Origin of the sequence: Kineosporia sp. A_224 (genome assembly GCF_002198655.1) — a bacterium.
Classification (GTDB): domain Bacteria; phylum Actinomycetota; class Actinomycetes; order Actinomycetales; family Kineosporiaceae; genus R-H-3.
The window spans coordinates 17,524-41,755 of record NZ_MWLN01000116.1; the positions used below are offsets into that span (position 1 = coordinate 17,524).

22 protein-coding genes and 1 tRNA gene are annotated in these 24,232 nt (G+C 73.5%); 10 read left to right on the forward strand and 13 right to left on the reverse strand.

What is annotated here, in order from left to right:
- Positions 1 to 11 precede the first annotated feature (11 nt).
- Positions 12 to 350, forward strand: coding sequence for a hypothetical protein (locus EDJALFJO_RS10135; protein ID WP_143448438.1), 339 nt, complete (start codon positions 12 to 14; stop codon positions 348 to 350).
- Between the two features lie 30 nt (positions 351 to 380).
- On the opposite strand, the gene EDJALFJO_RS10140 is transcribed toward EDJALFJO_RS10135, so the two are convergent.
- Positions 381 to 758 (reverse strand): hypothetical protein, encoded by a 378-nt coding sequence (locus EDJALFJO_RS10140; RefSeq protein WP_088284777.1) that lies wholly within the window; start codon positions 756 to 758, stop codon positions 381 to 383.
- 342 nt (positions 759 to 1,100) lie between these two features.
- On the opposite strand from EDJALFJO_RS10140, the gene EDJALFJO_RS10145 reads away from it, so the two are divergent.
- On the forward strand, positions 1,101 to 1,568 hold the full coding sequence (locus tag EDJALFJO_RS10145) for a hypothetical protein (protein WP_088284779.1): 468 nt from the start codon (positions 1,101 to 1,103) through the stop codon (positions 1,566 to 1,568).
- Positions 1,569 to 1,781: 213 nt separating this feature from the next.
- Positions 1,782 to 2,363 carry a hypothetical protein gene (locus EDJALFJO_RS10150; protein ID WP_143448439.1) on the forward strand — a complete coding sequence of 194 codons (582 nt, stop codon included), beginning with the start codon at positions 1,782 to 1,784 and terminating at the stop codon, positions 2,361 to 2,363.
- A 510-nt stretch (positions 2,364 to 2,873) separates the two neighbouring features.
- On the opposite strand, the gene EDJALFJO_RS10155 is transcribed toward EDJALFJO_RS10150, so the two are convergent.
- Positions 2,874 to 3,158 carry a hypothetical protein gene (locus EDJALFJO_RS10155; protein ID WP_088284783.1) on the reverse strand — a complete coding sequence of 95 codons (285 nt, stop codon included), beginning with the start codon at positions 3,156 to 3,158 and terminating at the stop codon, positions 2,874 to 2,876.
- 131 nt (positions 3,159 to 3,289) lie between these two features.
- Here EDJALFJO_RS10155 and EDJALFJO_RS10160 point away from each other — a divergent pair, with 131 nt between their 5' ends.
- Positions 3,290 to 3,616 carry a hypothetical protein gene (locus EDJALFJO_RS10160; RefSeq protein ID WP_088284785.1) on the forward strand — a complete coding sequence of 109 codons (327 nt, stop codon included), beginning with the start codon at positions 3,290 to 3,292 and terminating at the stop codon, positions 3,614 to 3,616.
- A gap of 236 nt (positions 3,617 to 3,852) precedes the next feature.
- On the opposite strand, the gene EDJALFJO_RS10165 is transcribed toward EDJALFJO_RS10160, so the two are convergent.
- The 4 genes from EDJALFJO_RS10165 to EDJALFJO_RS10180 all read right to left on the reverse strand — a co-directional run bounded on the left by EDJALFJO_RS10165 (position 3,853) and on the right by EDJALFJO_RS10180 (position 6,806).
- Positions 3,853 to 3,925: transfer RNA gene (locus tag EDJALFJO_RS10165), tRNA-Ala, on the reverse strand.
- A gap of 120 nt (positions 3,926 to 4,045) precedes the next feature.
- On the reverse strand, positions 4,046 to 4,648 hold the full coding sequence (locus EDJALFJO_RS10170) for a sugar transferase (RefSeq protein ID WP_088284787.1): 603 nt from the start codon (positions 4,646 to 4,648) through the stop codon (positions 4,046 to 4,048).
- Between the two features lie 3 nt (positions 4,649 to 4,651).
- On the reverse strand, positions 4,652 to 5,299 hold the full coding sequence (locus tag EDJALFJO_RS10175) for a hypothetical protein (RefSeq protein ID WP_088284789.1): 648 nt from the start codon (positions 5,297 to 5,299) through the stop codon (positions 4,652 to 4,654).
- Positions 5,300 to 5,720: 421 nt separating this feature from the next.
- Positions 5,721 to 6,806, reverse strand: a complete 1,086-nt coding sequence (locus EDJALFJO_RS10180; protein ID WP_088284791.1) for a right-handed parallel beta-helix repeat-containing protein — start codon at positions 6,804 to 6,806, stop codon at positions 5,721 to 5,723.
- Between the two features lie 191 nt (positions 6,807 to 6,997).
- On the opposite strand from EDJALFJO_RS10180, the gene EDJALFJO_RS34210 reads away from it, so the two are divergent.
- The 6 genes from EDJALFJO_RS34210 to EDJALFJO_RS10215 all read left to right on the forward strand — a co-directional run bounded on the left by EDJALFJO_RS34210 (position 6,998) and on the right by EDJALFJO_RS10215 (position 15,842).
- Positions 6,998 to 8,299, forward strand: coding sequence for a hypothetical protein (locus EDJALFJO_RS34210; RefSeq protein WP_158220372.1), 1,302 nt, complete (start codon positions 6,998 to 7,000; stop codon positions 8,297 to 8,299).
- Complete coding sequence (locus EDJALFJO_RS33365) at positions 8,296 to 9,909, forward strand: oligosaccharide flippase family protein (protein ID WP_158220373.1); 1,614 nt, start codon at positions 8,296 to 8,298, stop codon at positions 9,907 to 9,909. Before EDJALFJO_RS34210 ends, EDJALFJO_RS33365 begins: the two co-directional genes overlap by 4 nt.
- Positions 9,909 to 11,376 (forward strand): Wzz/FepE/Etk N-terminal domain-containing protein (locus EDJALFJO_RS36340; protein ID WP_369812510.1); only part of this gene is annotated, 1,468 nt, incomplete at its 3' end. The genes EDJALFJO_RS33365 and EDJALFJO_RS36340, both read left to right, overlap by 1 nt.
- Before the next feature lie 322 nt (positions 11,377 to 11,698).
- Positions 11,699 to 12,883: a glycosyltransferase family 2 protein gene (locus EDJALFJO_RS10205; RefSeq protein WP_158220375.1), complete on the forward strand. Its 1,185-nt coding sequence runs from the start codon at positions 11,699 to 11,701 to the stop codon at positions 12,881 to 12,883.
- Positions 12,880 to 14,661 carry an O-antigen ligase gene (locus tag EDJALFJO_RS10210; RefSeq protein WP_143448441.1) on the forward strand — a complete coding sequence of 594 codons (1,782 nt, stop codon included), beginning with the start codon at positions 12,880 to 12,882 and terminating at the stop codon, positions 14,659 to 14,661. The genes EDJALFJO_RS10205 and EDJALFJO_RS10210 overlap by 4 nt, the downstream gene beginning before the upstream one ends.
- Positions 14,658 to 15,842, forward strand: a complete 1,185-nt coding sequence (locus EDJALFJO_RS10215) for a phosphotransferase (RefSeq protein WP_088284803.1) — start codon at positions 14,658 to 14,660, stop codon at positions 15,840 to 15,842. The genes EDJALFJO_RS10210 and EDJALFJO_RS10215 overlap by 4 nt, the downstream gene beginning before the upstream one ends.
- 27 nt (positions 15,843 to 15,869) lie before the next feature.
- Here the strand turns inward: EDJALFJO_RS10215 and EDJALFJO_RS10220 are convergent, their stop codons facing one another.
- From EDJALFJO_RS10220 to EDJALFJO_RS10250, 7 genes are all read right to left on the reverse strand, one after another.
- On the reverse strand, positions 15,870 to 17,057 hold the full coding sequence (locus tag EDJALFJO_RS10220) for a glycosyltransferase family 4 protein (RefSeq protein WP_088284806.1): 1,188 nt from the start codon (positions 17,055 to 17,057) through the stop codon (positions 15,870 to 15,872).
- Positions 17,054 to 18,211 carry a glycosyltransferase family 4 protein gene (locus tag EDJALFJO_RS10225; protein ID WP_088284808.1) on the reverse strand — a complete coding sequence of 386 codons (1,158 nt, stop codon included), beginning with the start codon at positions 18,209 to 18,211 and terminating at the stop codon, positions 17,054 to 17,056. The genes EDJALFJO_RS10220 and EDJALFJO_RS10225 overlap by 4 nt, the downstream gene beginning before the upstream one ends.
- A 111-nt stretch (positions 18,212 to 18,322) precedes the next feature.
- Positions 18,323 to 19,825, reverse strand: a complete 1,503-nt coding sequence (locus tag EDJALFJO_RS10230; protein WP_088284810.1) for a hypothetical protein — start codon at positions 19,823 to 19,825, stop codon at positions 18,323 to 18,325.
- The gene (locus EDJALFJO_RS10235) at positions 19,822 to 21,987 is read right to left on the reverse strand and encodes a hypothetical protein (protein WP_143448442.1); all 2,166 of its coding nucleotides are present in this window, start codon (positions 21,985 to 21,987) and stop codon (positions 19,822 to 19,824) included. Before EDJALFJO_RS10235 ends, EDJALFJO_RS10230 begins: the two co-directional genes overlap by 4 nt.
- Before the next feature lie 196 nt (positions 21,988 to 22,183).
- Complete coding sequence (locus tag EDJALFJO_RS10240) at positions 22,184 to 22,855, reverse strand: histidine phosphatase family protein (protein ID WP_088284814.1); 672 nt, start codon at positions 22,853 to 22,855, stop codon at positions 22,184 to 22,186.
- A 24-nt stretch (positions 22,856 to 22,879) separates the two neighbouring features.
- Positions 22,880 to 23,269, reverse strand: coding sequence for a ribosome silencing factor (gene rsfS, locus EDJALFJO_RS10245; RefSeq protein ID WP_088284816.1), 390 nt, complete (start codon positions 23,267 to 23,269; stop codon positions 22,880 to 22,882).
- Positions 23,270 to 23,363: 94 nt separating this feature from the next.
- Positions 23,364 to 24,232, reverse strand: an 869-nt coding sequence (locus EDJALFJO_RS10250; RefSeq protein WP_198950175.1) for an LCP family protein, incomplete at its 5' end; no start/stop codon positions are given.

Below are 24,232 nucleotides of genomic sequence, written 5' to 3' on the forward strand. Positions count from 1 at the left end.
ACCGTCAGCCAGTGGTGAAGGATCTCGGCATGGCTGCTGCCGCGACCTTGCTGGTCTCTCGACCGCGCAAGGACCGCCGGGACCTCCTGCGCACCTACTGGCTCGAGGTCGACGGCACACGCGTAGCCAGGATCCACCGAGGCCAGCAGATCGAAATCCCGATCGCCGCCGGCAGGCACGTCGTCAGGGCGACGATCGACTGGTCCGGAAGCCAGCCACTTGACGTGGACCTCGCCGAGGGCGACACGGTGCGGCTCAAGGTCGAGTGCGGTGGCGGCGCCTTTGCCGGAGCGTGGCATGTCTTCATGAGGGATCGCTGGCTAAAGCTCGCCGCCGAGCAACCGGCCTAGACCTGGCCGCGGCCTCGCGCTACGACGCTCTCATCTGCCCCACCTCTGCTGGGCGGCTTGGCGGGTGGTCCCGAGTCGGGCGGCGATCTCGGCCCAGGGGTACCCGAACCCGCGCAACCCTGTGACGGCGACCTGAGTGGCGGCGTCGAGCCCCTCGCGCAGCTTGAGCCGGCCGCCCAGGCCCTCGACGTCCCACTCGGCGATCCGGCGGGAGCGGGCCCGGATCACCCGGGCGGCCAACGCGGCGCAGTGTCCTCCACCTCGCCCCGGCGGGACTTTGCGGGTCGTAATGCGGCGGGCCGACATCCCGGTCGGAGCGCCCGGCGTCGTGCTGGCGGCCGTCGCGGCGTCCTTGACGCCGTCCTGCGGATCCTCGACGCGGTCGAAGTTCTGGACGGGCTGGCTCATCGGGTCCTCCTGCGCCCTGGTCTTGGCTCCGCGGGGTGGGGCTGGCGGCAAGGGGGCGGTTCATCCCCTCGCCGTCAGTCGGGAGGTACCTCCGCCGGGGAGGCTCGCCGACCAACCCCCACCCGCCCAGAGGACCCGGTCCCGCGCAGATGCGGACACACCTTCCCGGCACCGGCTGGAATCTGGGCGATTTCGGGGAGTCCGGCGGTGGTACCGGGGGGTGAGCCGCGAGGCTGAGGTGATCGGCCCCGCGCGTCACCCGAACCAACCCGGCGACACATCCCGCGTGGACCGAACGAAACCCGACGGCAATGGACTGATCCCCCGCCTACGCTCGGCCGGATGATGGAGCCGATGGAGATAGAGGCCCGACCGCTGGACCGATGGATGCGGGACAGCCTGGTCCGTGCGCTCGTCGGGGTCGGCTGCCCAGTGGACCTGGCAGAAAGAACTGTGGACCGCTACGGCGAGGTCGAGGTTGGCGTCAACCCCTCCGGCTGCGACGACGTCTATGTCGCCGATGTAGGGCGCGGCTGGACAGCCACACAGCCGCGGGAAGACTTCGAGGAACTCGCTCGGGACATTGCCGCTCGCCTCGTCGAAAGCAACGCGGAACTGAGGACCAGGGCCGCAGCCGGCGAGCCAGTGCCGGTCTTCTGGCCGCTGCGCCGGGCCAAGTCAGGGGACGTGTGCCCGGAGAGCGGGCTGTGGATCACCGATGGCGTCGACCGTGCACCGGAGGCCTTCGCCAGCGGGAATGTGCTGCCTACGTTGGACGACCGCGTTGTGACCTGGCATCAGATTCAATAGCGGCGCGGAGGGGCGGGAGGGCGAGGCGCGGAGCCGCCGCGCTTCATTCTCTCGAGACAGATTCGCCAGAGCGCTGGGCAGTAGCTTGGGCCTTGGCTGCGGGCCCTAGCTGGGGCCTAGTCTGCTCCCGTCTGCTTCCCGGCCATTGCTCCGGGTCAACCGTCCTGCAGGTGAAGGTGCTACGCGGTGGCGTGAAGGGAAGACGGCGGATCCATGACCAGCGTTCTGATGCGACCAAGCGCCGCGTGTGCAGCAGTCCTTGTCGGCACGGTTCTACTTGGTGGATGTGGATTCGATGCTGGCGCGAGAGACGCGGCAGTGGCGGATGCAGGCACCGGATCCAAGGCGCCCGTCGGGGATGTCTGTGGGGCCGTCGACCGGATGCTGAAGAAGTCTGACTCAGAGTGGCTCGTGTTCTCGAGCCAGATCGGCGATCGAGAGCAGTCCGGCTTGGCCGCAGGTGGGATGGTCTGCGTGGCTGAGACGTCTCGCGGCCAGGTTGTCCTGACGGTTGAGAGGTTCAAGTCCGAGTCCGTGGCGACGGACTCTTATGGTGGCCGCTTCGGCCTTCGCTCAAACGTCGCAGCGCAGGGTCCCGGAGACGAGATGGTGAGTGCGCTGGACGGCGTAGGAGATGAGGCCTTCTCTTGGTCCAACATCTACGGCCAGGGGGCAGTCTTTCGTCGCGCTGCCGTCGTCGTCGCGGTCACGATTGCTCCGCCGCAGCGTCCCGATGGACCAAATGACGCGGTTGATCTGGTGCGCTCCGTTGTCGGCGACTCAATCGTGACCTGACATTCAGCGTTGTGCGGCCAGTAGGCGGTGGCCACAGATCCCCCGTCGCAGCGTGCGCCTCGCAATAGCAGCGTACCGGTGGCCAGCGAGCACCTACTGTCACGGATGGGCCACGCCAGCGCCCGCGCAGCCCGGATCTACCTGCACACCCCCTCGCAGCGGGACGTCCAGGTCGCCGCCGCGCTCTATCGCTTCCTGCACACGGCTCAGACGGCAGAGCCTCCCGCAGTCGGCCCGTCGGGGGCACGACTACCGACGCTATAGGCACGTAGCGGGCACGACAGGCTTCATAGGGTCCGAGGAACGACGAAGCCTCAGGTCGGAAAACACTTCTGGCCTGGAGCTTTGGCTTGGAGCGGGTGACGGAGCGGGTGACTGCAGCTTGGAGAACGATCTAGGGCCCGCTCGGCGGCTTTCTTCCTGCTCAACGGAGTGTCCGTGATGCATCGCAGAGACGCCCGTCTGACCGGTGCTTGTCGCACGCCAAGCGCACGACCTCGCGGGGCTGAGTCACCCGGGCCGCTTCTCGGCCGTCCGCGCACGTCGGCCCTTCGTCCTGCGCGAGAGACAGCGTCCATGTCGCTCATCCCAGAGGCCGTAGCCGATGAGGGCGACGTTCCAGACGGCGATGACAAGCTCGCCCAGCTCGGAGCGCTCGCGCGCGAAGAGCAGTCCTGCGATCGGGTAGGCAAGCACCATGGCGAACAGGGCCGGCTCGCCCCAAGCTCGTGAATAGATGGCCCACAGCACCGCCAGCGACGTGCCGATTGCTGCCAGGGTGATGACGTCGCTCACACGACCTCCTTCCTCCGCGATTACACCTCAGACGCTGCATGCCGCGCATGGCGTGTCCAGGATCGCGGAACGGGCTCTGCGAAGGTCGCAATCCCCTCACACGCCGGCCCTGGGCCGAGGAAGATCTGGGCATGCCCAGTGACGAGGCCGAGACTCGACGGCTTGTCCGCGTGCGTGTCGACGTGTTGTGCGAGCCGGACACCGTGAACCTGGTCACCGAGCTCATCGGTCAGGCCATATGTGGGAAGGCGCTCGATCACGACGGACCGTGTCGCCTCGCCTGGCAGATCGGACTTGATACCGAGGACGACGGCGACCTCACGGCGGACCAGATCGAGCATGCCTGGGGCGAACTGCGGCCAGTGAGGACACTGCCTGGCGACGAGGCACGGGCCAGCATCGCGGCAAGTCTGATCCCTGAGGGCGCGCGCCGGGCCGGCGCGGAGCCGGAGGCATAGGCGCTCGCCGGCGGCCGCGAANGGCCGCGAAGCGGCCGCCGGCGATACCGACCATGGCGAGTTCGGCAACGCAGGCGAGCGCAGGCGAGCGCCAGCGACCGAGCACGGTTCCGGGGTCGAGTTCCTCGACGCGATCCGACGTCAGTCCGGACGCTCACCGCTTACTGCTGCACTCTGCTGCTGCACGGACACAGAAGGGGCCACTCTCAGCCTCTGAGAGTGGCCCCTGACCTGCGTGGAGCTGAGGGGATTCGAACCCCTGACCCCCTCCATGCCATGGAGGTGCGCTACCAGCTGCGCCACAGCCCCTTCACCTCGCGGAGGACCCGAGGGCCCGTCCGTGAAGGCTTGAGGAGTCTATCCCAGCGAAGGGGCGTGACTCCAAATCGGTTCGGCCCGCGCGTCGCGGGCCTGCGCCACGGGGTGCGCCTACGCGCCCTTGCGGAGCAGGACGGCCGGCACGGTCCGCAGGACGATCTTGAGGTCGCCCATCGGTCGCATCGTGGCGATGTACTTGATGTCCATCCGGAGGCGCTCGTCGAACGACGCCTGGTTGCGGCCCTCGATCTGCCACAGCCCGGTCAGGCCGGGGGCCACCTCGAGGCGGGCGGTGTGCCACAGCGCGTAGGTGTCCGCCGAGAACGACGTGGGGCGGGGGCCGACGAGGGTCATGTCGCCCTTGAGCACGTTGATGAACTGCGGCAGCTCGTCGAGGCTCGTCTTGCGCAGGATCTTGCCGACCCGCGTGATCCGCGGGTCGTCGATGATCTTGAAGTCCGGCCAGCGGACGATGCTCAGGTGCTGGAGCTCGGCCTTGAGCTCCTCGGCGTTGCGCACCATCGTGCGGAACTTGTACATCTTGAAGCGCTTGCCGTCCCGGCCCGTGCGCCACTGGCCGAAGATGATCGGTCCGGGCGTGTCGAGCCGGATCGCCACGGCGCAGGCCGCGAGCACCGGCAGCAGCAGCGGCAGGACGACAGCGCAGACCATGAGGTCGACGAGCCGCTTGACGAGGCGGTAGTCGAACGCCATGCCTCAGGCCCCCCGGCGGTCGCCCACGCCGGCGTCCCAGCCGGCGTCGTCCTGCTGCCGGGCGCGCTCCTCGGCGAGCCGGAGCGGGACCGTGGGGACGTCCGCGTCGTGCAGGTTGATGAGGGCGACCGGTGCGCCGTCCTCGCCCGGGACCAGGGTCTCGACCGGGGCGGCGGCCTCGATCGTCGACGCGATGGCGCCGAACGTCGTGCCGTCCTCCGGGAAGGAGGCGATGACGACCTGGCTGTCGCGGACGTCGGTCAGGGTCGCCTGGAAGCGCCGGACGAACTGCATCGCGTGCGACCGGTTCGCCTCGGGCAGGACGACGAGGACGTCACGGCCGTCGGTCCAGTGACCGTCGTCCGCGCGCAGGTGGTCGTCGAGGTCCGTCGCGAGCCGCTCGGCGACCGCGACCGCCGACGTCCGGACCCGGACCAGGGCGACGGCCCGGCCGTAGCGCCGGGCCCGGTTGATCTCCGCCTTGAAGCGGTCCGGCGAGCGGCGCTCCGGGAGGGAGTCGGACGCCGTCCGGCCGCCCGTGTTGCCGATCATCACGAGGACGAGGAACAGGGCCACGAAGGCGAGGAGCAGGCGCAGCGCCCACCGCTCGACCCCCGGCCAGACCGCGAGCACCTCGGCCCCCGTCGCCACGGCTACACCGAGCAACGACAGCCGCTTTGTTGCTGCAGACAAGTCTGCGCCCCTTCCGCACGTTTCGCCCCGGATCACGAGCCGGAGGACCAGGTCCCGGCGTCCCATCAGTCCGACCTGCGCGTTTACAGGTCGTTCATCCGGACGACCGGTCCCTGTTACACCTGGTTACCGCGTCCTTGCGAATCCGGAAGTTATCAGCGGGCGCAGATAGCCGGTCGGAGGTTTGCAGGAAAAGGGCCGAAGAGGTGAGGGGCGAGGCGGATCGCCGGACGATCACCGGCCCCGCCTTGCATGATGGACGGGCACGTCAGCGTGCCACCCAGGAGGATGGCACGCTGACGGACCGTGACCCCGGCTCCCGCCGGCCGGGGTGGTCGACGAGGAAGAGGTTGTCGTGCTCGTGAGGGGCGTCCTGCGCTCAGCCGAAGCGCCCGTACCCCCGCACCCGCGCCGAGCCCGGGGAGTAGCCCCAGCCCAGGTACGGGTTGATCTTGACGTTCCCGCCGGCGTTGCGCAGCCCGCGGGCCGGGTAGACGACCCGCGTCGACGCCCAGCCGACGTTGTCCGCGACGACGTTGCCGTAGCCGCTGAGCCGGTACGTCGTCACGTTGGGCTTGCCGTAGCCGCTCCGGACGAAGATGTTGCGGTAGATCCGGACCCTCGACGCCCCGTAGGACAGCTGCACGTTCGACGGCCCGCGGTTGTCGTAGAAGGTGTTGTAGCGGATCACGACGTTGCCGACCGCCCCCGCGGACGGGGACGACGGACCGACCTTGATCCCGCGGCCGTTGGCGCTGCGGGACAGGACGTTGCGCTCGATGACGCCACCGCCCATGCCGGCGTTGACGTAGATCAGGTGGTCCTGGTTCACCGTGTGGGTGCGGTAGGTGTCGTGGATCCAGCTGTGGTCGATCTTCCAGCCGCGCGGGCGGCCCGTGACGAGGATCGCCGCGTAGGAGCGGGCGCCCCAGATCTGGGCGTCGGCGATGCGCCAGCCGACCCCGCCGCTCATCTTGACCATGTGCTCGTTCGACCGGTTCGCCGCGCTCCACGTCACGTCGATGTTCCGCAGGGTCCAGTAGTCCGCGCCGGTGAGCCACAGCACGCCCCGGACGACGGGGTCCTCGCCCTCGGCGGCGCGGACGGTGATCCGTCGGGTCGCCGTCCCCTTCGCCGGACGGAGCTTGACGCGCTCCCGGTACGTGCCGCCGCGGACGACGAGGGTGCCCCCGGCCCGCAGCGCCTTCATGCCCCGGGTCAGGGTCCGGAACGGGTGGGCCCACGTGCCGGCGGCCGAGTCGCTGCCCCACGGGGCCACGACGTAGGACGAGGCTGCGGACGCCGGGGCCGCGACGGCGGCCAGCGGGAGCGCCAGGACGCCGAGGACGAGCGCGGCGAGCGCCCGGCGCAGGGCCGTGCCGCGGGCCGGACCGGCGGGACCGGCGGGACGAGCGGGGTCGGGGACATGCAGGTCAGGGACATGCGGACTGTGCTGCGACTGCATCGTGTCGTCACCTTGTCGGTCGCACGTGTCTCCCCGGTGCGGCCGGACCCGGGCGGAGCCGGACCGGTCGCGGCGGGGACCAGGACAGTCATGGCGTCGGGGTCCGCGGCGGGGGCCTTGAGGGGACCTGACCCACAGCGACCCGATGTGACCCGGTCGGCGTATCGAGCGCACCACGAATGGAGCAGTAGGTGACGAGTACTTCACGCAGCGTCGACACGGACGGGGTGGCCGCGGTCCTCGCCGGCCTCCCGGGCTGGTGCCTGCTCCGGGACGGCGACGTCCCGGCGGCCGACGCCGCCTCCGGGGCTGCGGACACGACCGGGTCCGCCGAGCCGGTCGACGTCGACGTCCTCGTCGACCCCGCGCACCTCGACGCCTTCGTGGCCCGCCTGCTCGGCGCCGGCTTCGTCGAGCGGCCGGCCTGGGGCCGCGGATCGCACCGCTTCTTCTTCCGGTTCGAGCCCGACGCCGGCACCTGGCTCAAGGTCGACGTGCTCAGCGAGGTCGCCTTCGGGGCGGCCCAGGAGTTCGTCACCGACCTCGCCCCCGGGGTCGTGGCGCGCTCGCGCGGCGCCGCCGGCCCCGCGCCCGCGGACGACCTGTGGGTGCTCCTGCTGCACTGCCTGCTCGACCGGCAGGGCCGCTGCGGCCGGCACACCGCCCGCCTCGGCGACCTGGCCCGGGCCGCCGACCCGGGCCACGAGGCACCTGCCGGGAACGAGGCGCGCGCCCTCGTCGAGGGCCTGCTCGGCGCCGCCGGCACGGAGGCCCTGCTCGGGCGGCTGCGCGACCCGGGCTTCGACGGCGACCTCGCCGACGTCGCGGGCACCCTGCGGTCGGCGTGGACGGCGGCCCGCCGGACGTCGGTGCTCGCCCGCCGCGCCCGGGCCCTCGGCGCGCGGGCGGCGAGCAAGCCGGCGACCGCGCTGCGCCGCCGGGGCACCGCCGTGGCCGTCGTCGGCCCGGACGGTGCGGGCAAGTCCTCGGTCGTCGCCGCGGTCGCGGCGACCTACCCGTTCCCCGTGGCGACCTTCTACGCCGGCCAGTACCAGGGCTCCGTGGGCCCCTTCGCCAAGCTCCCCGGCGGCCACACGCTCGGGCTGCTCGTGCGCCAGGTGGTCATGAGCCTGCGGACGGTGCTGCACCTCGCGCGCGGGCGGGTCGTCCTCTTCGACCGCTACGCCTACGACAGCCGGCTGTCCCGGCCCGGGGCCTCGGTGAAGTCCCGGGCCCGCCGCGCCGTGCTCGGCCGGGTCGCACTGCGCCCGCAGCGGGTCGTCGTCCTCGACGCCCCGGGCGAGGTCCTGCACGCCCGCAGCCAGGAGCACTCCCCCGAGATCCTCGAGGACCAGCGCCGCCGGTACGCCGAGCTGGCCGCCACCCGGCCCGGCTGGCTGCTCGTGGACGCCTCGCGGCCGGCCGACGCCGTCCGCCGGGACGTCACCGCCCAGGTCTGGGACGCGCACCACCGGCGTTGGCGAGCCCCGTGACCCGACCTGTCCCCGACGCCGTGTCCGACGCCCCCGAGGCGTCGGACGCGTCGGCGTCCGGTCAGCGCAGGACCGTCGGCGGCTCGACGCTGCTGTTCGGCGGGCGGCTGCTGTCGCTCGGGACGAACTTCGTCACCCAGGTCATCCTGGTGCGGGCCCTGACCTCCGGGGACTTCGGCGCGTTCGCCTACTGCCTCTCCGTCGTGCTCGCGGCCGAGGCGGCGATCCACCTCGGCCTCGACCGAGCCGTCCCGCGGTTCGTCGCGAAGTTCGACGAGGAGGGCCGGTACGGCGAGCTCTTCGGTGCGCTCCTCGTGCAGCTCGTGACGATCGTCTGCCTCGGCGCCGCGGTCGTGCTGCTCGCGGTCCCTGCCGGCCGGCTCGTGGGCGGCGGCCGGCCCGAGGTGCTCGGGCTGCTCCCGATCCTCGTCGCGCTCGCCCCGCTGCAGGCCGCGGACGACGCGATGGCGGGGCTGTTCGCCGTCATGGCCAACGCGAAGGCGATCTTCGTCCGCAAGTACCTCGTCGGCCCGCTGCTGCGGCTCGCCGCGGCGGCGGGCATCCTGCTCGCCGGCGGGAGCGTCTACCAGCTCGGCGTCGGGTACGTCGTCGCGGCCTTCCTCGGCGTCCTGCTCTACGTCGGGATGCTCGTCTCGACGCTGCGCAGCACCGGCCTGGCCGCCCGCTACCGGCGCTCCGAGCTGTCGTTCCCGGTGCGGACGCTCTTCGGCTTCTCCCTGCCGCTGCTCAGCGCCGACCTCGTGCTGCTCCTGGTCAACTCGGTCGACGCGATCGCGGTCATGCACTACCACGGCCCGGACGAGGTCGCGGCGCTGCGGGTCGTCGGTCCGCTGGCCGCGATGACCCTCGTGGCGACGCAGGCGTTCACGCCGCTGTTCACCCCGCACCTGTCCCGGGTGCTGGCGCGCGGTGAGCGGGACGTCACCGCGTGGCACTACTGGGAGACCGCCGCGTGGGTCGCGACCCTGTCGTTCCCCGTCGTCGCGGTGATCGTCTCCGCGCCGACGTTCATCGTCGGCACGATCTACGGCGACCGCTACAGCGACTCCGCCGTGCTGCTCGTCATCCTCGCCCTCGGGCTGTACCTGCAGGCGGCGACCGGGTTCAACGGGCTCACGCTGCAGGTCTTCGGCCGGTGGAAGGGCGTCGTCGCCGCCGCCAGCATCGCCGCGGTCCTCGACATCGTGCTCCTGCTCACACTCGTCCCGCGCCACGGCGCGCTCGGCGCGGCCGTCGCGAGCAGCCTCACGCTCGTCGGCTACAACGTCGCCAAGCAGGTCATGCTCGCCCGCGGCACCGGGATCACCCTCCCCCCGCGCCGGTACGCCGGCGTGTATTTCTGGCTGTTCGGTGCCCTTGCTGCGCTACTGGCAGCGAACACGGTGGGTTATCCGTCATCATGGGTGGGGCTGGTCGCCGCCGCCGGAGTGTCCCTGTTCATCTTCGTGGCGGTGTCGGGGCGCCTGGACGTCGTCGGGACGTTCCCTGCGGCGGCCCGAATCCCCCTGCTGAAGGCTCGACGTCGAGCCCGGCAGGACCCGTCCGGGGCGAAACCGCCCGGAGAGCACGTCAGCAGCGAGGAGTCATAGTGAGACAGACCGCAACGCAGGCCCTGCGCCGTTGGGCCTTCGCGCTCCTCGCCGTCGCGCTCCTGGCGGGCGGCGGAGCCGCGGCCTACACACTGCTCACGCCGTCGCAGTACTCCGCGTCGACGCAGCTGCTCGTCGGGCCGGTCAACGAGGACGCCGAGGGCATCAAGGCGTCCAGCCAGCTCATCGGCACCTACGCCCAGCTCGTCGTCAGCGGCACCGCCCTGTCGAACGCCGCCAACCAGGTGGGCGGCGGCCTCACGGGCGCCGACGTCCAGGCCGCGACGGCGATCCAGTTCAGCAGCGCGACGCGCATCCTCGACATCAGCGTGACGCTGAACGACCCGCAGGCCGCGCTCAAGGTCGTCTCCTCGCTCAAGGACCAGCTGCTCGCGCGCACCGCCCAGCAGTCCGGCCCCGGCAGCCTCAGCGTCGTCGTCGACCCGCAGACCTCCGGCCTGCCGATCGACCGCCAGCCGTACCTGCGCGGCGTGGTCGCCGGCTTCACCGCCCTGCTGCTCGGCCTGCTCCTCGTCATCCTCCTCGAGCAGACCCGCGGCGTGATCCGCACCTTCGCCGACGTCGAGGCCGCGACCGGCCGCGAGCCGCTCGTGGAGTTCCCGCGCCGGTCCAAGGGCGGGTCCGCACGGCACAACGACGCCCCGACGAACGCCGCGTACCGGATGCTCGCCGCCTACCTCGACACCCTGCCGCCCGGCGCGGGCGCGCACTGCGTCGCCGTCGTCGGCACGGGTGCGGACGGCCGCTCGCAGATGCCGCTCAACCTCGCGATCACGCTCGCGGCGACCGGCCGGCGCGCGCTGCTCCTGGAGAACGAGAGCGAGAAGGCGCGCAACCTCGCGGTCTTCGACACCGCTCCGATCGACATCACCGGCCAGACCGCGCTCTACCTGTTCGCGCCGGACCCGACGGGCAACGACTTCAGCGTCCAGCGCCTCGGCTTCACCCCCGAGACGTACCAGCTCGCCGGCGCGTGGGCGGGCAGCCGCTCGCGCGGCGCCACCGAGGACGCCGTCGCGGCCGCCGGGGCCGTCGCGGACTGGATCGTGCTCGCACCGCGGGCCATCCAGTCCTCGGACGTCGGCCTCGCGTGGGCCTCCGCCGCCGACGCGGTGCTCCTCGTCGTCGAGCAGGGCGTCACCCGCCGCACCGAGCTCCAGGCGGCGCTCGTCACGCTCCGCCGGATCACGAACCAGCCCGTCGAGGTCGTCCTCGCGCCGCAGGGCGTGCGCGACGGCCAGGACACCAAGGCGAGCCTGCGGGCCATCGCGGCCGAGGCGAAGGCCAAGGCCGACCGCCGCAAGGGCCGCGGCGACGCCGCCGCCGTGGCGGCCGCGTCCTTCGAGGCCGCCATCGAGCCGCCCGCCGCACGCCCGGCCCTGCAGCAGCAGGCCCCGGGCCACGGCTCCGGCCAGGACTGGCCGGCCCCGGCCGGCCCGGCATCCCNTAGGAGCGCTCGCCCGTCGACTCGACGGCCGTGCCGCTCTCGGGCAGGTACCGCGGCGTCCCCGGCGGCCGGCCCGAGCTGGCTGTCCGTCACGCACCCGCCGACGACGCCCGCCCGCAACGGCGGCAACGGGGCGGTGCCGCAGCACCCCAACGGCGCGGCGCCGCACGGGCAGCACCCGGACGACGAGGTCGCGGAGGTGGACCTGCGCCCGGACGGCACGCCCTGGTACGGCACCTCGTTCGTCCCGCCGCCCGTCGTCGGCACCGACCGCGGCGGCGCCAACGGCCGCCCGCAGAGCGGGACGCCGGGCCGACAGCGGTGAGCACCGTGCTCCTCGTCGCCTCCGTGGCGGCGGTGGTGTGGACCTACGTGCTCTTCCCCCTCGTCACCGCCCTGCTCGGGGCGGTGCGGCGCCGGCCGGTGCGCACCGGTGACGTCACACCGTCGGTGTGCGTCGTCATCGCGGCGTACAACGAGGAGAAGGACATCGGCGCCAAGCTCGCCAACGTCCTCGAGCAGGACTACCCGGCCGGCCGGCTCGACGTCGTCGTCGCCGCCGACGGCTGCACCGACGGCACCGAGGACGTCGTGCGCAGCTTCGAGCCGGGCGGTGTCCGGCTCCTCAGCCGCCCCCGCGGCGGCAAGGCCGCGGCGCTCAACGCCGCGATCGACTCGACCGACGCCGAGGTGCTCGTCCTCTCGGACGCCAACAGCATGCTCGCGCCGGGTGCCCTGCGCGCCCTCGTGGCGCCGTTCGCGGACCCGGCCGTCGGCGGCGTCGCCGGGGACCAGCGGTACCTGCCCGAGAGCGGCACGGCCGTCGAGTCGACGGGCGAGCGCTCCTACTGGTCGATGGACCGGCTGCTCAAGCAGTCCCAGAGCAGCTACGGCAGCGTGACGAGCGCGACCGGCTCGCTCTACGCGATCCGGCACGACCTCGTGCAGCCGGTGGTCGACGGGGTCACCGACGACTTCTGGACGTCGACGGCGGTCGTCGAGGCGCACCGCCGGCTCGTGTTCGCCCCCGAGGCGATCGCGTACGAGCCGCCCGCGTCGTCCGACCGCGCCGAGTACAACCGCAAGGTGCGGATCATGACCCGCGGCCTGCGCGGGGTGTACCTGCGCCGCGGCCTGCTCAACCCGTTCCGGTACGGCTTCTACGCCGTGCAGCTCTTCTCCCACAAGGTCGCCCGCCGGCTCATGGTGCTGCCGCTGCTCGGCGTCCTCGTCGGCAGCGCGCTGCGGCCCGAGCCGCTGTGGCAGGCGTTCACCGCGCTCCAGGTGCTCGGGTACGCCGCGGGCGGCCTCGGCCTCGCGCTGCGGGCCCGTGGCCTGCGCAGCGGCCCGCTGGCGATCCCGGCGTTCTTCGTCATGGTCAACGTCGCCTCCGCGCGTGCGGTCTGGAACGTGCTGTCCGGCCGGCGGATCGACCGGTGGCAGACCGCCCGGTCCCCGCAGGTCGCGCCGCCCACGCCGGCCGGCGGGATCGGCAGGCCGGCATGAGCGTCGACGCCAGACCCGGCGCCCCCTCGTCGACGGCGTTCCCGTCCGAGTGGGAGATCGACCGGGCGACGACCTGGCGGGACAAGAGCCGGACGACGGCCCGCCCGAAGATCCCGTTCCTCGCCATCGTGCTGCTCTCGAGCGCGGTCGCGGTCGGTCTCGCGGCGAGCATCGAGCCGCTCGTCGGCATGCTCGCCCTCGCGCTCGTCCCGATCGGCGCCGTCGTCTCGTGGCGGCCCGGCGTCGTCACCGTCGGCGTCCTCGGGCTGCTCTACATCAACCTGCCCGCGGTGCTCCAGGCGCACGGCGGCGGCCCGGTCGCGGCCGCGCTCGTCCCCATCGCACTGCTCATCCCGCTCGTGCACCGGCTCGTCGTGCGCCGGGACACTCTGCGCCTCACGTACATCTTCCCGTTCGTCATGCTCTACGGCCTGGCGATGCTCACGAGCGCGCTCGCCGCGGACGACCTGACCGCGGCCCTCGGGGAGGTCTCCGGCTTCGCGTTCGAGGGGCTGGCGCTCTTCGTGCTCGTCACATCGACCGTCACGACGACGCGGATGCTGCGCCGGGTGCTCTGGGCGATCGTGCTCGCGGGCGCGTTCCTCGGCCTGCTCTCGGGCATCCAGCAGGTCACCGGCACGTACGACAACGACTACCTCGGCTTCGCGAAGGTCTCGAACTCGGTCATCGAGACCTCGGCCGACGCCGGCGGCGTCGCTTTCACGAACACCCACGGCAACGTCGGCCTCCCCCGACTCGCCGGCCCGGTCGGCGAGAAGAACCGCTACGCGCAGATCCTCGTCGTCCTCGTGCCGCTCGCGCTCGCCCTCATGAAGGACGCCGGCCGGCGGCAGCGATGGCTGCTCGTCGCCTGCATCGGCCTGCACGTCACGGGCATGGCCCTCACGTACTCCCGCGGTGTCGTCGTCGGCATCGTCGCCGCGTTCCTGCTCGCCGTCTTCATGCGGATGATCTCGGTCAAGGCGCTCGGCGTCGTCGTGCTCATCGGGGCCGTGGCGCTCGCGGCGTCCCCGACGTACCTCGACCGCGTCGTCTCGCTCGCCAAGGTCGTCACCGGCGGCCAGGCCCAGGGCACCGAGTCCGCGGACAACTCGATCCGCGGCCGGGCGACCGAGAACCTCGCCGCGGCGCTGGCGTTCAAGGAGAACTTCGTCACGGGCGTCGGCCCGGGCGCCTTCCCCGCGAAGTACGTGTACTACGCCCAGCGCGTCGGCGGCCGGCCCCGGCTCGAGGACCGCGAGGCGCACAACCTCTACCTCGGCATCGCCTCCGAGCTCGGCTTCCCCGGCATCGCGGCCTTCCTCGCGATCCTCGCGGTGACGCTGGCTGGCCTGCGGCGCACCCGCCGGCTCGGGCTCGACGTCCCGCCGGACGCCACCGACCGCGCGTCGAACGAGGCCCGGCGCCGCGGCGTCCTCGCGAGCGGCCTCATCATCTCGCTCGCCACCTACATGGTCACCGGGATCTTCCTGCACCTGTCGTACCAGCGGTACTTCTGGCTGCTCGTCGCGCTGTGCGCGGTCGCGGCGCTGCCGCCGGACCGCTGGCGGCGGGCGATCGCGGCGTCCGAGCGCAAGCGGCTCGCCTCCGCACCGAAGGCCACGGTCGTCGAGCTGCCGCAGGACGACGCGGCCCCGGCCGGGATCGCCACCGGCGGCGCCCCGGCCCGCGCCCCGCGGGGGTCGCTGGCCCGCCGCGACAAGGCGCTCGAGCCCCGCGAGCAGGCCCCCGGGCTCCGGCCGCGCTCCCCCGCGTGAGCGCTCCGCACGCCGGGGACGCGCACGGCCTGCTGCTGCGCCTCATCGGCGGCGAGGTCGTGTGGGACACCGACATCGCCGCGGGGCGCGGGCCGGCCGCGCTGCTCCGGCACGCCGGACGCCGTGAGGCCGCCCTGCTCCGGGCCCGCACCGCCGGGCTCGGCCGGCGCGTCGCGGTCCGGACCGCTCCCCCCGTGACCCGGGCCGGCGCCTCCGCCCGCGGCCGGCGCTGGCTCGCGGGCGGCGCCGTCGTCGCGACCCGGGACCCGTCGGCGCGGCCGCTCGACGCCGTCCTCGCCGCCGCCGGGTTCGACGTCCCGGCCGGCGGCCCCACGACCCTGCTCTCCCGCGGGCTGCGGGTCGGCTCCGGCGGGGCGGTGCTCCTGCTCGGGACGGCCGCCGGCCGGCCCGCCGTGCTCCGGGTCGCCGCCGCGGACTCCGCCGCCGATCCCCGGCCGACCGCCCGCACCCTGCGCTCCCTCGCCGCCGCGGACGTCACACGCGTCCCCGAGGCCCTCGGCGAGGGCGTCGTCCACGGCCTCGCCTGGTCGCTGGAGTCGCGGCTGCCGGGGGCGGCGGCCACCGGGCTCGACGACGCGCTCCTCGACGACGTGGCCGACTTCTGCGCGACGCTGCCGCCCTGGCCCGGCTCGGCGCTGGTCCCCGCGCTCGCGGACACCGCCCGCGGGCTGCTCCCGGCGCTCGCGGACGACTGCCTGGCCGTCGAGGAGGCAATCGGGCGGCACGCCGTCCGGCTGCCCGCCGTGACGACGCACGGCGACCTGTGGACCGGGAACCTGCTCGTGCTCGACGGGCGCCTCTCCGGCGTCGTCGACTGGGACGGCGCCCGGCCGGCGGCCGTGCCCGGCGCGGACGTGCTGCACGTCGTCGCGACCGCGGACCGGATGCGGCACCGGCGCAGCCTCGGTGCGGAGCTGCTCGCGCGCCCCTGGGCGCAGGGGCCGACCGCGCCCGCCCTCGCGCGGGCGTGGGAGCGGTCCGGGCTGCGGCTGTCGGAGGCCGACCGGGACGTCGTCGTCCTCGCCTGGTGGGCGCACGTCGTCACGAGCGCGCTCGCCCGGTCGCCCGGCCTCGCCCGGGACCCGCGGTGGGCCGACGAGAACGTGACCGCCGTCCTGCGGCACTGGCGGACGACGCTCCCCGGCGCCGCGGCCGGCTGACCCGCGGTCGATCAGGCCAGCGATCGGTCAGGCGAGCGCAGCGAGCAGTGCCGCCGCCGCGTCGTCCCAGGACGGCAGCCGGGCCGCGGACCAGGCCCGGGCCCGGGCGCGGAGCTCCTCGCGCCGCACCGGGTCGAGCAGCAGCGCGGCCACCTCGTCGGCGACCGCGTCGTCGGAGCCTGCGAGCACGAGCTGGCCCTCGTCGGCGAGCCCGCGGGCGGCGTGCCGGGACGCGACGACCGCGGCACCGGCGAGCAGCGCCTCGTTGACGGTGTTCTTCGTGCCGGTGCCGAGGTCCCCGGGGAACGCCATGACGTCGACCCCGGTGTAGAAGGCCGCGGGGGCGGCGACCGTGCCGTGCAGCGTGACCGCGCCCCCCGCGAGCGCCGTCACCTCGGGCCCGGCGCGGCGCCCGGCGACGTGCAGGCCGACGTCCGGCACCCGGGACGCGACCCGCGGCAGGATCGTGCCGACGAGCCGCTCGACGGCGTCGACGTTCGGCGGGTAGTCGAGGGACCCGAGGAACCCGACCGTCGGGCCGGGCGCGACCCGCTGCCCCGCGGCGGCCCCGGCCGCGGCGGCCGCCGGGTCGCGGTCCCCGACGCCGTTGGGCAGCGCGAGGACGGTGCGGCCGAGCCGGGCGCCGAGCCGCTCGGCGTCCGCGGGGGCGACGACGGCATAGGCCCGGGCCAGCCGTGACGTGCGCTCCTCAAGGGCCTGCGCACGGGCGGCCTGGAGCAGGTCGTAGCGGCGGGCGGCCCCGGTGCGGCTGCTCGCCCGCTGCCGCCAGTGGTCGGCCCACGGGTCCACCTCGTGGGCGAGGACGGCGGGCTGCGTCGCGAGCGGCTCGACGGCCGCACAGGTGACGGCGAACGCGTGCAGGCCGTGCACCCAGACCGCGTCGGCCTCGGCGGCGAGCCCGGCGACGGCCGCGACGGCCGCACCGGACGCGCGCCGCCACGTCGCCCGGGGCAGCCGGGTGAACGGGGTCGCGACGAGGGCCTGGCGGGACGGGCGGACCGGCAGGGCGACGACGCGGCGGCAGGCGTCCCGGACGGCGTCGGGGACCACCCGGCGCCCGTCGTCGAAGTACGCGAGGTCGACCTCGGCGTCCTTGGCGAGCAGCGGCACGAGGTGCGCCGTGATCATGGTCGAACCGTTCCCCGTCGTCGCCGACCGGTCGGGCGCGTCCTCGGCGACGACGAGCAGCCTCACCGGCGGGCGGCCTGCTCGTACAGCGCCGCGAGCCGACCGGCGAGGACGGGCATGTCGTGCGCCGTCTCGGCGCGCACCCGGGCACCCTGGCCGAGCCGGACCCGGGCGTCGGCGTCCGCGACGAGGTCGGCGAGCGCGTCGACGAGCGCGGGGACGTCGTGCGGCGGCACGAGGACGCCCTCGTCCGGGCCGACGACGTCGACGTTGGCGCCGACGGTCGTCGAGAGGATCGGCAGCCCCGCCGACATCGCCTCGAGGATGACCATCGGCTGGCCCTCCCAGTGCGACGGGAGGACGAACACGCTCGCGTCGGCGAGGGCGTCGACGACGGCCCGGCCGGCGAGCGGGCCGACGAGGCAGTCCCCGAGGCCCTTCTCCCGCCACGTCGAGCGGATCGCCTCGGCCTCCTCCTCGCCGACCTCGGCGGCACCGCCGACGACCCGCAGCTCCCACGGCGGCAGGTCGGTGCGCTCCTTGAGGAGGACGGCGGCGTCCGCGAGGTCGTAGAGGCCCTTCCGGGCCGAGATCGTGCCGAGGAACATGAGCACGACCGGCTCGCTCTTGGGGTCGGCGAGGGTGAAGCGGGAGACGTCGACCGCGTTGTCCACGGTCTCGACGTGGTGCTTAGGCAGCAGCTTCGACAGCACGCGGGTGCCGGCGTTCGAGACGGTGAGGATGCGCACCGAGCGCGGCAGCCGGCGCAGCACGAACAGGTACGGCTTCGACGGCGCGAACCCGTCGGCGTTGCCGCCGTTGACCCGGCCCGAGTGCACGTGGCACAGGACGCCCGCGCCGCCGAGCCGGCCGGCGACGCACAGCGTGACCATCCGGGCGAGCGGGAAGAGCCGGCCCGGCGCGGACTGGACGTGGACGACGTCCGCGGACCGCGCGGCGCGGAACACGCGCCACGCGTCGGCGACGACGTTGCGCAGGTTGCCGAGGTTCAGCGTGCCCGCGGTGCGGACGGCCTGGCGCGTCGTGTTGAGCATCGTCATCCGGGCGACGCCGTTCAGCGTGGGGTCGGCGACGATGTTCTCGGCGAAGCTCGCGATGCCGCCCTGGGCGGGTGCCGCCTGGGCGACGACGACGACCCTGGGGCCTGCGGCCGGGGTCGAGGGGGCGGGCGCTGGCGTCGACGTGGTCTGCTCGCTCACTGGTCAATCCTTGCCGCGCGGGGCGTGGCCCCGTCGCTGAATCGGGAAGTTCGCACTGTTGTCCTGGGCACGCCGGCCGCTGTGCGCACCGGTGCGGGACGACGGCTCGGGTCAGCCGCCGTAGCGGCCGTAGGCCTTCGCCTTCGCGGCGTTCGTGCGGAAGTTGCCGCCGCCCGCGTTGACGAAGCCGGGGTTCGCGACGACGTTGCCACCGCCGTCCTTGAGCCCGTCGGTCTTCTGGGCGGCGCCGGCCGACTGGTACACGAGGTTGTCGTAGACGACGTTGCCGCTGCCCTCGAGGTTGAAGCCCGTGACGTTCTCCGTCCCGGAGCTCGGCTTCACCATGATGTTGCGGTAGATCTTCACGTTGCGGGCGTTGTACGACAGCTGGACGTTGCTCGGGCCCAGGTTGTTGTACATCGTGTTGTAGCGGATGGTCAGGTTGCCGGTGACGTCGGACGAGCCGTCCGGGACGCCGATCTTGATCGCACGGCCGTTCGGGCTGTTCGCGAGGATGCAGCGCTCGATGACGCCACCGGAGGTGTCGGCGTTGGCGTAGATCAGGTGGTCCTGGTTCGTGCCGTGGGTGTCCGCGGTGTCGTGGATGTAGAGGTTCGCCAGCCGGAACGCGCTCGTGTTGTCCGACAGCAGGATCGCCGCGTACGCGCGCGCACCGGAGATCTCGGCGTCCGTGTAGCTCCACCCGGTGCCGCCCGCGAACTTCATCATGTGCGGGCCCTTGCCGTCCGAGTCGTCCCAGCGGACGTTGAGGCCCGAGACGTGCCAGTAGTCGGCGTCGTGGAACCACAGCAGGCCCTCGACCACGGGGCGGGCGCCGGGGGCGGCCTTCACCGTGATCGGTGCGGAGGCCGTCCCGCGGGCGTTCTTCACGTCGTCGAGCTTCTCGGTGTAGACGCCGTCGCCGATGACGAGGGTGTCGCCGGGGCGGAGCGTCTCGAACGCCTTGCGGATGGTGCCGAACGGCGCGCTCCGGGTGGTCGTGCGACCGTCCGGCCCGGTGGTGGCCACCGCCCCGCCGATGACCGAACCCGGCCCGGTCTTCGTCCCGGTGGCCGGGTCGCCGATCACGGACGGGTCGGTCGGCTCCGCGCTGTCGCTCCTGCTGTCGCGCGGGCGGTCGTCGTCCCGCAGGCCCAGGACGACGGAGTCCGTGCCTGTGACCTTGAGGAGCGTCGGCACCGCGACCGCCGCGACGACGACGCCGACGAGCACCGCCTTGAGCGGCAGCCGGCGCCACCGGCCGAACGGGCTCTCGACCGGGCCCTTGCCGCCGCCCGCGGAGCCCGAACCGCCGGCGGTGCCGAGGTCGATCTCCGACGTGCCGGGCGCCGTGGTGCCGCCCTTCTTCGCGGCCTCCTGCTCGGCGCGCCGGATGTCCGCGCGCCGCAGGCTCACCGTGTCCGGGCCGTCCGTGGCCCCGCTCCGACCGTCCGTGGTCCGCTGCTGCTCGGCCCGACGGATGTCCGCGCGCCGCAGGCTGACCGTCTCCGGCCCGTCCGCGGGGCGCGCCGGCCCGGGCAGGGGCCCCGTCGAGGCGATCGTCTCGCCTCGACGGGGGCTCCCGCCCGTGCCGTTGTCCGCCGTCTGCGTCATGCCGCTCGCAGGACCAGGGTCTGGCCGATGCTCGCGGCCGAGCCGTTCGCCGAGGCCGTGAGGGCTCCGGTGAGCCCGGTCACGGTGGCCTTGCGGTCACCCGTGGCCTCGGTGACGAAGCTCGTGCCGGTCGAGTTCACGACCTGGAGCCGCTTGGTGAGCCCGGTGTTCGGGGTCACCGTCGACGACCGGGCCTGGCTGAAGAGGCCGAGGACCTGGTCGCCCGCGGTGGCGCTCACCGACGGCGCGGAGATCGTCGAGGACGAGGCGTTGAGCTGCCCGGCCACCGACCGCACCGGGGTCGTCGTGCTGACGCCGCTGTAGGTGTCCACCTGGACGACGCCGTTCTTCGACTGCGAGAGCGTGAACGTGTAGCTCGCCGGCTCGGCGGCACCCGCCGGCTTGGTGAAGACGGCCTGGCGCATCGTCGTCGAGTTCGTCGTGACGACGGCCTGCGTCCAGCCGGCCGGCGCGGTGATCGTCGGGTTGCCCCGCACGCTCACCGTGGCGACCATGACCTGGCCCTGGACCGTCCCGGCCGGCTTGTTCACGACCAGCGACGTCCCCGGGCCGACGGATGCTGTGCTCCCCGACACGAACGCGATCGTACCCGCCGGCGGCTGGGAGCCGCTGATCGTCACGGCCCCGGCGCTGACCACCGGGCCGACGTTGCCCGCCGCGTCGACGGCCGCGACGCCGTACGTGTACGTGCCGTCGGCGAGCCCGGCGTCCGACGTCGGCGACGAGGGGACCGACTTGAGCAGGCTGCTGTTGCGGTAGACGTTGTAGTGGTCGATGCCGACGTTGTCGGTCGCGCCGCTCCACGTGAGGTTCACCGTCGTGCCGGTCGGCACCGCGCTGATCGCCGTGATCGCGGTCGGCGGCGACGTGTCGCCGGCGGCCTGGAGCGAGAGCTCGGCGTGGTAGTACCGGTCGCTCGTGTCGTCGCTCGCGATCGCGACGAGACCCGTCGTGGGGCTCACCATGTCGCGCATGAGGCTGACGTTGTTGAGGACGGCGCCCGCGGACTCCATGAAGACGCTGCCCTTGCCCGCCGGGAAGGAGATCGCGTCGAGCGGCGAGGACTTGTAGTAGATCGTGCCGCCCGCCTCGGGGCCGGTGTAGAGCGCGTAGAGCCGGCCGCCCTGCTGGTCGATGGCGATCTGCGGCCGGGTCACGGCGTCCGAGACGCTGGCGAGCGTCGCGATCGACCAGACGCCGGTGTTGCTGCGGGAGAGCACACGGAGCATGTCGGCGGTCGGCCCGCCGCCGGTCACGTTGAACGACGTCTTGACGACGGCGAAGATGCGGCCCTGGGCGTCGTTGGCGATCGTCTTGAGGTTGACGTGGTTGTCCGCGACGCCGGTGCCCTGGTAGACGGTCTCGACGGTCCACGCGGTGTCGGGGTCGCCGTCCACGTGGTACGCGAAGCGCATCGCGGGCTGCTGCGCCGCGGTCTCCTGGTCGGACCAGAGGACGCCGACCTTGTTGGCGCCGAAGGCGATGATGCCCGAGAGGTCGCCGGAGGTGACCGTCGAGTCCGGGACGGGGAGCGCGACCGGTGCGGTGAAGGCGGTGGCCGCGGCCGTCGTGGAGTGCGAGACGTAGATGACCGTCGCCTTCGCGAAGGTCGTCCAGACGATGCCGTTGCTGTCGATGGCGATCGTCGCCGTGCGGGCGCCGGTCGTGGAGATGCTCGCCGGGAAGCCCGCGTCGAGGCTCCACGTGCGCGTGCCGGCGGCGTATGAGTAGCGGTAGTACCGCACCGTGCCGCTCGAGGTCCGGCTGACGATCGAGAGCTTGCCGTTCTGCCAGAGCGCGTCCGCGGTGCTCGTGACCCGGCTGTCGACGAGGACGCCGGTGTCGACCCAGGTGTGGTTCGTCTGGAGCTCACGGATGACGACACCCGTGGTCGTCGTGAACAGGCCCCACCAGGTGTTGTCGACGAACCAGAGCTTGCTCTGCGGCTTGTCGGCGGACGGCGAGGTGGCGGTCGCGGGGAAGGCGGCACCCGCGTAGGTGGTCGGCGTCGTCGACATCGTCGGGACGGCGGCTCCGGCCGGGTCCGCGAGGACCGAGACCGCGGTGACGGACAGTGCGGCGGCCGCGGCGGCCACCAGCATCCCGAGGGAGCGCCGGTGGCGGTACGGAGCGGAGGTCATCTGCGTGTACTCCCGTGGCGGGCGTGCAGAGTCCCCCCCAGCACGCCCTTCGACTTGAGGGCCCGGACACGGAGGGCAACAGCGCCGTCCACCCCGTCCGGCTCGACTACGGGGGAGGTTACCCAGTGGTGAACACCGGGCGTGGGAGAAACGACCGATCTCCGACGTTAGGTGGATGCGGTGATAGTTCTAACGTCTAGTAATCGACTGCTGACACGTTGTAGCGAATCAGGCGCCAGCTCCCGTCGACCGGGGCCCCGCCCGACGCCACGTCGACCCGCACGGACAGCTCGGCCCAGGCGCAGTTGCCGAGGCCGCCGAAGACGTTCCAGGCGGCCGGGTCCAGCCCGAGCAGGGTGAGGACGGCACCGCGCAGGAGACCGCCGTGCGCCGCGACGACGAGCGTGCCGCCCTCGGGGACGGCGCGCACGTGCTCCGCGACGGCCTGCGCCCCGCGCAGGCCGACCTCGCTGCGGCGCTCCCCGGTGCGGCCGATCCGGACGTCCTCGCCACGGGCCCACGCGTCGAGCTCGTCGCGCATCCCGGCGTCGGCGATCTCCGCCCGGGTCAGGCCCTCCCACGCGCCGGCGTCGATCTCGCGCAGCCGCCGGTCGAGGACCGGCTCCAGGCCGACGAGCGCCGAGAGCGCGGCCGCGGTGTCGGCGGCCCGGCGCAGGTCGGACGCCACGAGGTGGACCGGCACGCCGGCGACCTGCTTGGCGAGCACCTCGGCGGCCCGGGCCGCCTGCTCCCGGCCGACGTCGTCGAGGTCGGCGTCGAGCTGGCCCTGCCAGCGGTTCGTGTGGTTGTACGCCGTCCGGCCGTGCCGCCACAGCAGCACGCGGACGCCGCGCGACGGCGGGTTCACCGCGCGGTCGTCATTCGGCGGTCGTCACTCGGCGGCGGAGGACGCCCGGCCGCGCGCCTCGGGCGGCAGCTCGATGACCGGGCAGTCGCGCCAGAGCCGCTCGAGCGAGTAGTACTCGCGCTCGTCGGCGTGCTGGACGTGGACGACGAGGTCGCCGAAGTCGAGGAGCACCCAGCGGCCCTCGCTCGCGCCCTCGCGCCGGATCGGCTTGGCCTTGTGCGCCAGCAGCGCCTCCTCGATCGCGTCGACGATCGAGCGGACCTGACGGTCGTTGGGCGCCGAGGCGAGGAGGAACACGTCGGTGATGACGAGCTGGTCGCTGACGTCGAGCGCGATGACATCCGTCGCGAGCTTGTCTGCGGCAGCGATCGCCGCGGCCTGCGCCAGCAGGGTCGCCCGGTCGGTGGCGGTCACACGTACTCCCAGTCGTCGTCGTTCGTCGTCATGCGTCGTGGCGTTCCAGGCCTCAAGCCTCTCACGCCCGTGCCGCCGCGGGTTCCGGGGACGCTCACACCCCGTGCTGGGCGACGTCCTGCGCGAAGTCGGGGCCGAGGACGACGAGCACGTCGGCCCCCGCGGTCGGCTCGCCGAGGAGGACGGCGTCCGCGGGCAGGTGCAGCGCCGCCGCGACCCGGGCCCCGAGCAGCCGGGAGGCGTCGTCCGAGCCGGCGACGGCCACCGTCGACCGGGTCGGCGGGTCGTCCGGGGTGGTCACGCTGCCCGACGACGCCGCGGTCGCCTGCGCCGTCGTGACGTCGGCGCCGAGGCTCGCGGCCCGCAGCCGGCTCACGGCCGCGGAGGTGAGCCCGTCCCGGCCGACGCCGTCGACGACCCGGACCGCGACGTCCTCCGCCGTCTCCGACACCGCTCCGGGCAGCAGCCGGGCCACGAGCCCCTGCGTCGCGGGGCCGTCGAGCGCCCGGCCGACGGTGTCGCCGTCCGGGCTCGTGACGATCCGCAGCGGGACGATCGTGCCCGCGAGCGGGACGCCGGCCGCGGCGTCCCGGACCGACAGCAGCAGGTCCGCGACCGTGGTCGCCGGGACGGTCCCCGCCGACTCCGCGGCGAGCCCGGTGACGACGGCAGCGAGCCGGTCCTCGGCGGCGGGCAGGGCGAGGACGACAGCCGCCAGCACCTGCTGGAACCGCGAGAGCCGGGCCTCGGCCTGCTCGTTCGCGGCGAGCGTCGTGGCGTAGGCGACGGCCTGCGCGCCGTTGAGCCGTGTCGAACCCGGCGGGAGCCCGGCACCGGCCGCGCCCGCGGAGTCGTCGACGTCCACCTGGACGCCGCCCGCGGCGTCGACGAGCCCGGCGAGACCGACCGGGCTCAGCACCCAGGCGCCGTCGAGCCGAACGCCGAGGGCGTCCCCGACGCGGG

What these genes read in the sequence shown, in the direction of transcription:
- EDJALFJO_RS10140 (WP_088284777.1), bottom strand. Translation starts at nt 758, where the DNA reads ATGAGCCAGCCCGTCCAGAACTTCGACCGCGTCGAGGATCCGCAGGAC.
- EDJALFJO_RS10145 (WP_088284779.1), top strand. Translation starts at nt 1,101, where the DNA reads ATGATGGAGCCGATGGAGATAGAGGCCCGACCGCTGGACCGATGGATG.
- EDJALFJO_RS10150 (WP_143448439.1), top strand. Translation starts at nt 1,782, where the DNA reads ATGACCAGCGTTCTGATGCGACCAAGCGCCGCGTGTGCAGCAGTCCTT.
- EDJALFJO_RS10160 (WP_088284785.1), top strand. Translation starts at nt 3,290, where the DNA reads ATGCCCAGTGACGAGGCCGAGACTCGACGGCTTGTCCGCGTGCGTGTC.
- EDJALFJO_RS10170 (WP_088284787.1), bottom strand. Translation starts at nt 4,648, where the DNA reads ATGGCGTTCGACTACCGCCTCGTCAAGCGGCTCGTCGACCTCATGGTC.
- EDJALFJO_RS10180 (WP_088284791.1), bottom strand. Translation starts at nt 6,806, where the DNA reads ATGCAGTCGCAGCACAGTCCGCATGTCCCTGACCTGCATGTCCCCGAC.
- EDJALFJO_RS10210 (WP_143448441.1), top strand. Translation starts at nt 12,880, where the DNA reads ATGAGCGTCGACGCCAGACCCGGCGCCCCCTCGTCGACGGCGTTCCCG.
- EDJALFJO_RS10230 (WP_088284810.1), bottom strand. Translation starts at nt 19,825, where the DNA reads ATGACGCAGACGGCGGACAACGGCACGGGCGGGAGCCCCCGTCGAGGC.
- EDJALFJO_RS10235 (WP_143448442.1), bottom strand. Translation starts at nt 21,987, where the DNA reads ATGACCTCCGCTCCGTACCGCCACCGGCGCTCCCTCGGGATGCTGGTG.